Below are 7,012 nucleotides of genomic sequence, written 5' to 3'. Positions count from 1 at the left end.
TTGAATGGTCGCGTGTTTCAAGCGTCGCTGACGCGACGCGCAAATGATTGCGCGCTGCCCGTGGGTTGAAAACCCACGGCTAAATTCAACCGCCGCTCTGCGGCGAAGAGGTAAATGCCAGAAAATTTAGTTTTTCTTGTACTCAATGATGTAGGGGTCATCAGTGATCGTCCAACCATCGTTGATGAGGGCCTGTTTGACGGCTTCGTGAATGGTGTCGAGTCTCGGCATATAACAAAACCTGCCTCAAGCATTCGCCAACAATTGCGTAGTTCTACTCCATCACCGAAAACCACTCTACATACTCAATACCCGATTCAGCTCGGTCACATACGGCTCCGCAATCTGCTCATCCGGCTTGGCGCCCGCCAGCGCCGCGTGCGCTTGTGTCAGCAGCCATTGCAGGTCGCGCGCCCGTTGATCCTGTATCGCCAGACGGCCATTCAACTGCACGCGGCCCAGGTCGTAAGGCAAACCAAGCGTCTGGCCGCTCAAGGGCGAGAGATGAAAGTAGGCAACGCCAATGGCGCTGCGTCCGCCGGTGTATTCCGTCAGCGGTTTGTCGTCGTTGAGTTCGTTGGGAAAGGGGCTGGCCGTGATGAGCTGGAACTCTCTGGGCCGCGTGGCCGACCCCATCGCGCCCTGGATGCCTGCCAGCGTGGCGATGACGTTCTCTGCCATTGCGGGTTTGCCCGCCGGGCTATTCACCGTGAAGCTGCCGCTCAATTCCAGCTTGCCGTTTTTGATCGCGGCGGCTGTGGGCGCATAGGTGAAGGCGTAACTCAATCTGCCAACTTCGATATCGCCGGTGAATGTGCGTTCGCGCAAGAGCGCGTGAATCGAATGCAGTTTGCGCGCGCCAGTTACAGTCGCTTTCGCCGGGGCCGTGCTTTTCTTTTGCGTGAAGATCATGTTGCTTCCTCAAATATCCTCCCACGGAGTCACACGAAGCAGCACGAAACTGCTCGACAACCTTCGTGCCCCTTCGTGTGGCTTCGTGGGAAGAGCCTTAAATGTTGCCGCGTTTCATTTCGCCCACCAGATACTCGCAAGCGCGCATCGTCAGCGCCAGAATCGTCAGCGTCGGATTCTGATTGGCCGCGCCCACAAAGGCCGCGCCGTCAGTGACGAACACATTCGGCACGTCGTGCAGTTGGTTGTATTTGTTGAGCACCGATTTCTTGGGGTCGGCGCCCATACGCGCGGTGCCCAGTTCGTGAATGATGCGGCCCGGCACGGTCATGTTGCGGTTGATGGCGATCTCTTTGGCGCCCGCGTTTTCCAGAATCTCAGCGGCGGTTTCGGCGGCATCTTTGCCCATCTCGCGTTCGTTGTCGGAATGCTGGATATGTACGCGCAACGCCGGAATGCCCCAGGCATCCACCACACCGTCGGGATCAATCTCGACGAAGTTTTCAAAGCGCGACAGCATATTCGCCCGCGTCGTCAGCCCGACCGGCGCGGTATACCAGCGGCGCACGTTCTTTTTGAATTCGCTGCCAAAGCCCTCAATGCGCCGCGCCGCGCCGGGAAATGCGCCGATGGAAGAACCACCTTCGTAACCATAACCTCGCAGGAAGCGCGGGTGCTTGGTCTTCGCATCCAGGTTGCGGAAGCGCGGAATGAAGACGCCCGACGATTTGCCGTCTTCGTTGACCGGCTCGCGCCCGGCCAGCGTGGGCAGCACACCGGACGCGCCCGTGCCGCCAAAATGATCCACCAGATAATGCCCCAGCACACCCGACGAATTGCCCAGGCCCTTGGGATGCTGGCGTGATTTGGAATTGAGCAAGAGCCGCGTAGATTCGAGCGTCGAACCGGCCACAATCACGACCTTGCCGAAAAATTCCTGCTCCTGCCGCGTCTGCCGGTCAACGACGGCGACGCCTTTGGCCTTGCCCGTGTTGTTGTCCACGATGATGTGGCGCACGATGGAATTGGTGCGCAAGGTCATCCGCCCTGTCGCCTGGGCGGCGGGCAGCGTCGAAGCCAGCGAATTGAACATCGCGCCGACCGAACAACCGTTGCCACAACTGCCGCAATAGTGGCATTGCGCGCGGCCATACTTGGCGTGCTGCGGTTTGACGGCGGTCAGCATCGCCACGCGCGGCTGCACCAGCGCAATGCCTTGTTTAGCCGCGCCTTTCTTAATCAACTGATCGCCGCAGGTGAGCGCCATCGGCGGCAGAAATTTGCCGTCGGGCAAATACCACAATTTGTCCTGATTGCCGCTAACACCGATCCACTCTTCGGCCTTGTCGTAATACGGCGCGATCTCGTCATAACTGATCGGCCAATCTTCGTCCCAACCGTCGTGTGTTTTGGCTTTGAAATCCAGGTCGGAAAAGCGCCACGACAGGCGGCCCCAGTGCAGCGTCTTGCCGCCGACGACGCGCGCGCGCACCCACATAAACGGTTTGCCCGGATCGGTCGTGTAAGGATGCTCGGTGTCTTTGATGTAAAAGTTGCGGCTGAATTCGCCCGCCGTGTCCTGCATCCATTGCTCGTTTTGCTTCCAGCCTGTCGGGCCAAAGCCGCGATACATGGATTCGTAAGCCCACTTGTTCATGCTGAACTGGCTGGGGTCGAGCTTCGGGCCGGCTTCCAACACGAGCACGCGCAGGCCGCGTTCGGTCAGTTCCTTGGCCGCCATGCCGCCGGACGCGCCAGAACCAATGATGATGGCATCATAGATCGGTTGTTTTGCCACTGTGGTCTCCGCTCTTTGAAGATGTTTGGTGAATCGAGTGCAGGCTCGAATAGACGCGGCGCAACGTAGCACAGCGGCTTGAACGTGAGCAAGCAGGCAGCAGCAGTGGTGCTGTACCGGACAGGGCTTTTGTAAAGTCGCTAGCGAGAGCGCTCGAACGGTTTGACTGACGCCTGATTCCCGGTTCCTGATTCCTGACAAACTGAAAAGCTGCCGGTATTTTCAATTTGTCAGGAATCAGGAACCGGGAATCAGGCGTCAGTCAAAGGTCTTTGGCGGATGTTTGAGGACTTTGCAAAAGCTCTGCTGTACCGGAGGTTTTAGGAACGCAACCCAACCTCGGTTCGTTTGAGCTTGCGCGGCGTGCTAAGCTGCACTTGGCTCTGCCCCGAATTCACCACCGAGGTTTCGTATGCGTTCACGTTTTCCGATGTCTACCCTCTCCAACGCACCTTCCCTCTCGCAATGGCCCGGCTATTCGCATTGGCGCAGGCAATTCCCTGTCGTAGCCGCACTCGTCTTTGCCACGGCGCTTTGTCTGGCGCTGTTGGGCCTGCGCACGTGGCGTTACGGTGTGTTGCAAAGCTGGCTGATCTGGAATCTATTTCTGGCGTGGCTGCCGTTGTTAGGCGCGCTGGCGGCTTATAACTTGCAACACGGGTTGCAGCACCGGCAGCGGCGCTGGTTGCCGGTGAGCGTCTTTGCTGTTTTATGGTTGTTGTTTCTGCCCAACGCCACCTATTTGGTGACGGACATCATTCATCTGAAACCACGCAACGGCGTGCCGCTCTGGTACGACCTGATCGTGCTGGTATCGTTTGCCTGGACGGGCGTATTTCTGGGGCTGGTCTCGCTGTTCCTGATGCAAGAGATGGTGCGCCGCTTCGCCGGACGCGCGGCCAGTTGGTTGTTCGTGTTTGGCGTGATGGTGTTGAATGGCTTCGGCCTCTATTTCGGGCGCGTGTTGCGTTGGAATAGTTGGGATGTCTTGTTCCGGCCCGGCAATCTGTTTTTTGAGTTGCTGGATGGCGTGCGCGACCCCTGGGCGCATACCCAGACGCTGGCCTTTGCCGGCTTGTTCACGCTGTTGTTTAGCGCCGTGTATCTAATGTTGCTGGCGTTTACGCAATTGCAGTTGGAGCAGCAGCAAAAGTCATAACGACCAAATCTTTGCCCCGGCGTCAATCCGCAAACACACGTTCAATCCGGCGATCCGGGATAAACCAGAGCAACGCCACCACCACATACAAGGCAAAGGCCGTCCACGTGTAACGCCACGCCAGCACAATCGCCAGCGCGTAAATAACCAGCGAGAGCAGCCCCTTGTAATCCTTCCCAAGCGCCACAGCCAATTTGGAATCTTTGCCGTGATGCGCCGCCAACGCCCGCGCCAGGATGTAATATGCAGTACCCGCCATAAACAGTACCGCGCCATACAGCGCCACCGGCAAGGCCGCGAAATGATTTTCGCCCATCCACGCGGTCATAAACGGAAAGAGTGAAAGCCAGAACAGCAGATGTAAATTGGCCCAGAGGATGATGCCGTTGACCCTGCCGGCGGCTTGCAACATGTGGTGATGGTTGTTCCAGTAAATGCCGATATAGACGAAGCTGAGCACATAACTCAGCAGCACGGGCAGCAAGGGTTGCAACGCCGCCCAATCGTCACCATGCGGCACTTTCAATTCCAACACCATAATCGTGATGATGATCGCAATGACACCATCACTGAAGGCTTCCAGGCGGCCTTTGCTCATACCAATTGCTCCGGGTTGTTCAGATTGATTGCTGCGCAGGCGCTAACTCAAGGATTCTCGGCAAACCGCACTGCGAACGATTTGGCCTCTGGTTCGACAAAACGCAGCAGCCGCCCGCCTTCTTCGGCGAGCGCCACACGCTCCTTTTTCGCCAGCTTCTCAAAAGGTTCGATCACCAAGGTCGCAGCAGTCTTGTCTTTTTCAACCTTCCACGCCCCACGCACGAAACCGTCCACTAGGATTGTCGCGGCGACCCGCAAGGCGGGCAGGTAAACCCGTGCGCGATATTCGTCGGCCACTACGCGCTTGCGGTTGCTGTGCGACAGCAGCAGGTTGTCGAATTCCGGCAAGAAGCGCACGGGCGCGAGCGTCTCTTCAGCAGGTAAAACTTGATCGGGCAGATCGAACAATTCGCGCCGCCCTTCATCACGATAGACCTGCAATTCGGGCCGCAACTCTTCAAACACATCCTTCAGCTTCATTCCCAACCACGTTTGCGCATCCGTCACGCCAGCGGGGCCGAACGCCGCCAGATAACGCCGCACCAATTCTTGCAAATTGTCTTTGGGTGAAATTTTCTGATCCAGCCACGTTTCGGCGAGCGTGAATTCAGGCTTGTTGGAATAGCTCCAACCGCTGGCAATCGGCACTTGCACCAATGGGATGTGCGTGCGCACCGTGTAGCGCAACACGCCCACATCATAGTCAGGCATCAACTCTGAAACCATTGTGCTGATTTCGGCAAAGGTACGCGACTTTTCGCCGATGGATTTGCGGGCGGCATTCAATAGTTTGTCGCGGTCAAAATCGTTGCCGCGTTGTTTGGCAATGGCCGCGCCCGCGCCGCTCAGCATCGGTTGCAGCGTCGTGCGAAAACGCAGGTAATCCGCCGCCGTGCAAAGGTGCAAGGTCGCGCGCATCAGCGTCGCTTTGACCACCATGCGGTTCTCAATCAACTCCGCCAGGTCCGCGCGTTTGAAAGCGGGCAAGCGCGTCCACAAACCGACATACGGCGCGGAGGCGAGTTGCGCCTGCATCCCAACCAGCCGTTCGATAACAGCAGGAACAGATACATCCGCACGCGCCAGCAACATCTGCCGAGCCAGCGTCGCCCGGTTGAGTTCACGCAGCGTTAAAACACGCTCTGCCATAGTTCAAAACGCGATGAGCGCGCCCCGTTCGTCAAACAAGTCCATTGGTTCACTGATAATTTCGACCTTGTCTTTGGCCTCGGCCAGCGCGGCGCCCGAGACGTAAAGTTCGCTCAGGTGCAACGTGTCTTTGATGCGCACGATCTTCTTGGGCTGGGTGGGCGCGTGGCTGGCGCGGATGCCCCATTCAACTGCTTTCGCATCGGTCGGCGCGACGATGGGCAACATGAAGTGCTCGAAAAACCCGCTGGTGACGCCGTTCATATACGTCGCATCCCAATCAATCTTGTCGGCCAAACGCCGCGTCGTCACGTCGGCCAAACCAATCCCGCAAGCATTGCCGTGCGAAGCCTCGGTGATGTCCGTAATCACGATGACCTTCACCTCCGGCCCGGAGTTCTCCATCTGATCACGGATTCGCATACGCCCAATGATGTTCGGATCCATGCCCGAACCGCTGATGTCTTTGCCGATGCGATCCACGATCAACACATCAATATCTGAGAGCGGAAAACTCGGCAGCGATTGTTTAGCGATAGCCAGCAACTCCGGTTCGCGCGTCAGAATCTCGGCGGGCGTCATGGCCTCGATGATCATCGTTTCGTCGTAGGCGTTCTCGACAATGCCCACGCCCAGCAAGACCTTGCCCGTTTCCAAAATCTTCGTCGCCACCTTGGGCATCAGCGTCGTCAGCCCATAAATCCCGTGCGCGTGCAAGGTATTCGCCAGCCGCTCCTTGCCCAAGCCGATGATGCACATCTTCATCAACCCGCTCTCGTACTGGCCGTGAAAGGCCGTGTGCGGCTTGATGCGATTGATCAATATCACGCCGTCCGATTCATAGGCGTGCCGATCCATAAAGAGCGGGATTTCCAGACTGCCCTGATCCAGCGGCACCACTTCCATCGAAGAGCGAATCGGACACCCCATCGTCTCTGCGTTAATGCCATACGAAGCCAGAATCTCAGCCTGCCCCAGCCCCGTCGCCCCCCCGTGGCTGCCCATCGCGGGGAAGATGAACGGCTCGCCGCCTTTGGCTTTGACGGCTGCAACGACGGCCTTCGCGATACGGGCGATGTTGGCGATGCCACGACTGCCCGCACCGACCGCGATGCGCGCGCCGGGTTTGATTTGCAGTTTTTCGAGTTGTTGCGCGACGGTTTGCTCAATGTTGGCGAGCACCGTGCGCGGGAACTGTTGGCGAATTTTGGTGAATTGGTAGTTGGTCATATTGGGTCACACCCCTTTTAAGTTGAACTGGTTGCAAGTTTCATCCGGCACAAAACTCTCTGAGATTGATCAGTGTGAAGGCGATCAGTTTGAAGCCAAGATGACGTTTCTGCTTGGTCTCAAATCGTAAGAGCAAGCGTTTGAATTTGTCTTCCCAGGCAAAC

Annotated in this window: 7 protein-coding genes; 1 reads left to right on the top strand and 6 read right to left on the bottom strand. The window is 57.5% G+C overall.

Annotated features, from left to right (window positions below; translation table 11 throughout):
• Positions 1 to 126: 126 nt before the first annotated feature.
• The 3 genes from HY011_35995 to HY011_35985 form a co-directional block, all read right to left on the bottom strand.
• Positions 127 to 231: a hypothetical protein gene (locus HY011_35995; GenBank protein MBI3428355.1), complete on the bottom strand. Its 105-nt coding sequence runs from the start codon at positions 229 to 231 to the stop codon at positions 127 to 129.
• A gap of 66 nt (positions 232 to 297) precedes the next feature.
• Positions 298 to 912, bottom strand: a complete 615-nt coding sequence (locus HY011_35990; GenBank protein ID MBI3428354.1) for a hypothetical protein — start codon at positions 910 to 912, stop codon at positions 298 to 300.
• A gap of 97 nt (positions 913 to 1,009) precedes the next feature.
• A complete protein-coding gene (locus tag HY011_35985) occupies positions 1,010 to 2,653 on the bottom strand; it encodes a GMC family oxidoreductase (protein ID MBI3428353.1) in 1,644 nt (547 codons plus the stop codon).
• Positions 2,654 to 3,122: 469 nt separating this feature from the next.
• Here HY011_35985 and HY011_35980 point away from each other — a divergent pair, with 469 nt between their 5' ends.
• Positions 3,123 to 3,869, top strand: coding sequence for a DUF1361 domain-containing protein (locus tag HY011_35980; protein MBI3428352.1), 747 nt, complete (start codon positions 3,123 to 3,125; stop codon positions 3,867 to 3,869).
• Between the two features lie 22 nt (positions 3,870 to 3,891).
• Here HY011_35980 and HY011_35975 read toward each other — a convergent pair whose 3' ends face one another.
• From HY011_35975 to HY011_35965, 3 genes are read right to left on the bottom strand one after another with little or no spacing between them, the layout of a single operon-like run.
• Entirely contained in the window at positions 3,892 to 4,467 is a 576-nt protein-coding gene (locus HY011_35975) for a DUF1211 domain-containing protein (GenBank protein ID MBI3428351.1), read from the bottom strand.
• A gap of 47 nt (positions 4,468 to 4,514) precedes the next feature.
• Entirely contained in the window at positions 4,515 to 5,618 is a 1,104-nt protein-coding gene (locus tag HY011_35970; GenBank protein ID MBI3428350.1) for an AlkZ family DNA glycosylase, read from the bottom strand.
• Between the two features lie 3 nt (positions 5,619 to 5,621).
• Entirely contained in the window at positions 5,622 to 6,848 is a 1,227-nt protein-coding gene (locus tag HY011_35965; protein ID MBI3428349.1) for a DUF2088 domain-containing protein, read from the bottom strand.
• Positions 6,849 to 7,012: the final 164 nt, after the last annotated feature.

This window comes from Acidobacteriota bacterium (assembly GCA_016196035.1).
GTDB lineage: Bacteria > Acidobacteriota > Blastocatellia > RBC074 > RBC074 > JACPYM01.
The sequence above is the reverse complement of the archived record's forward strand: the minus strand, read 5'-3'. Positions and strand labels throughout refer to the sequence as shown.

Bases quoted from the DNA above. Each gene is read 5' to 3' on its own strand.
- HY011_35985 (MBI3428353.1), bottom strand. From the start codon at position 2,653: ATGGCGGCCAAGGAACTGACCGAACGCGGCCTGCGCGTGCTCGTGTTG.
- HY011_35970 (MBI3428350.1), bottom strand. From the start codon at position 5,618: ATGGCAGAGCGTGTTTTAACGCTGCGTGAACTCAACCGGGCGACGCTG.
- HY011_35975 (MBI3428351.1), bottom strand. From the start codon at position 4,467: ATGAGCAAAGGCCGCCTGGAAGCCTTCAGTGATGGTGTCATTGCGATC.
- HY011_35965 (MBI3428349.1), bottom strand. From the start codon at position 6,848: ATGACCAACTACCAATTCACCAAAATTCGCCAACAGTTCCCGCGCACG.
- HY011_35980 (MBI3428352.1), top strand. From the start codon at position 3,123: ATGCGTTCACGTTTTCCGATGTCTACCCTCTCCAACGCACCTTCCCTC.
- HY011_35990 (MBI3428354.1), bottom strand. From the start codon at position 912: ATGATCTTCACGCAAAAGAAAAGCACGGCCCCGGCGAAAGCGACTGTA.
- HY011_35995 (MBI3428355.1), bottom strand. From the start codon at position 231: ATGCCGAGACTCGACACCATTCACGAAGCCGTCAAACAGGCCCTCATC.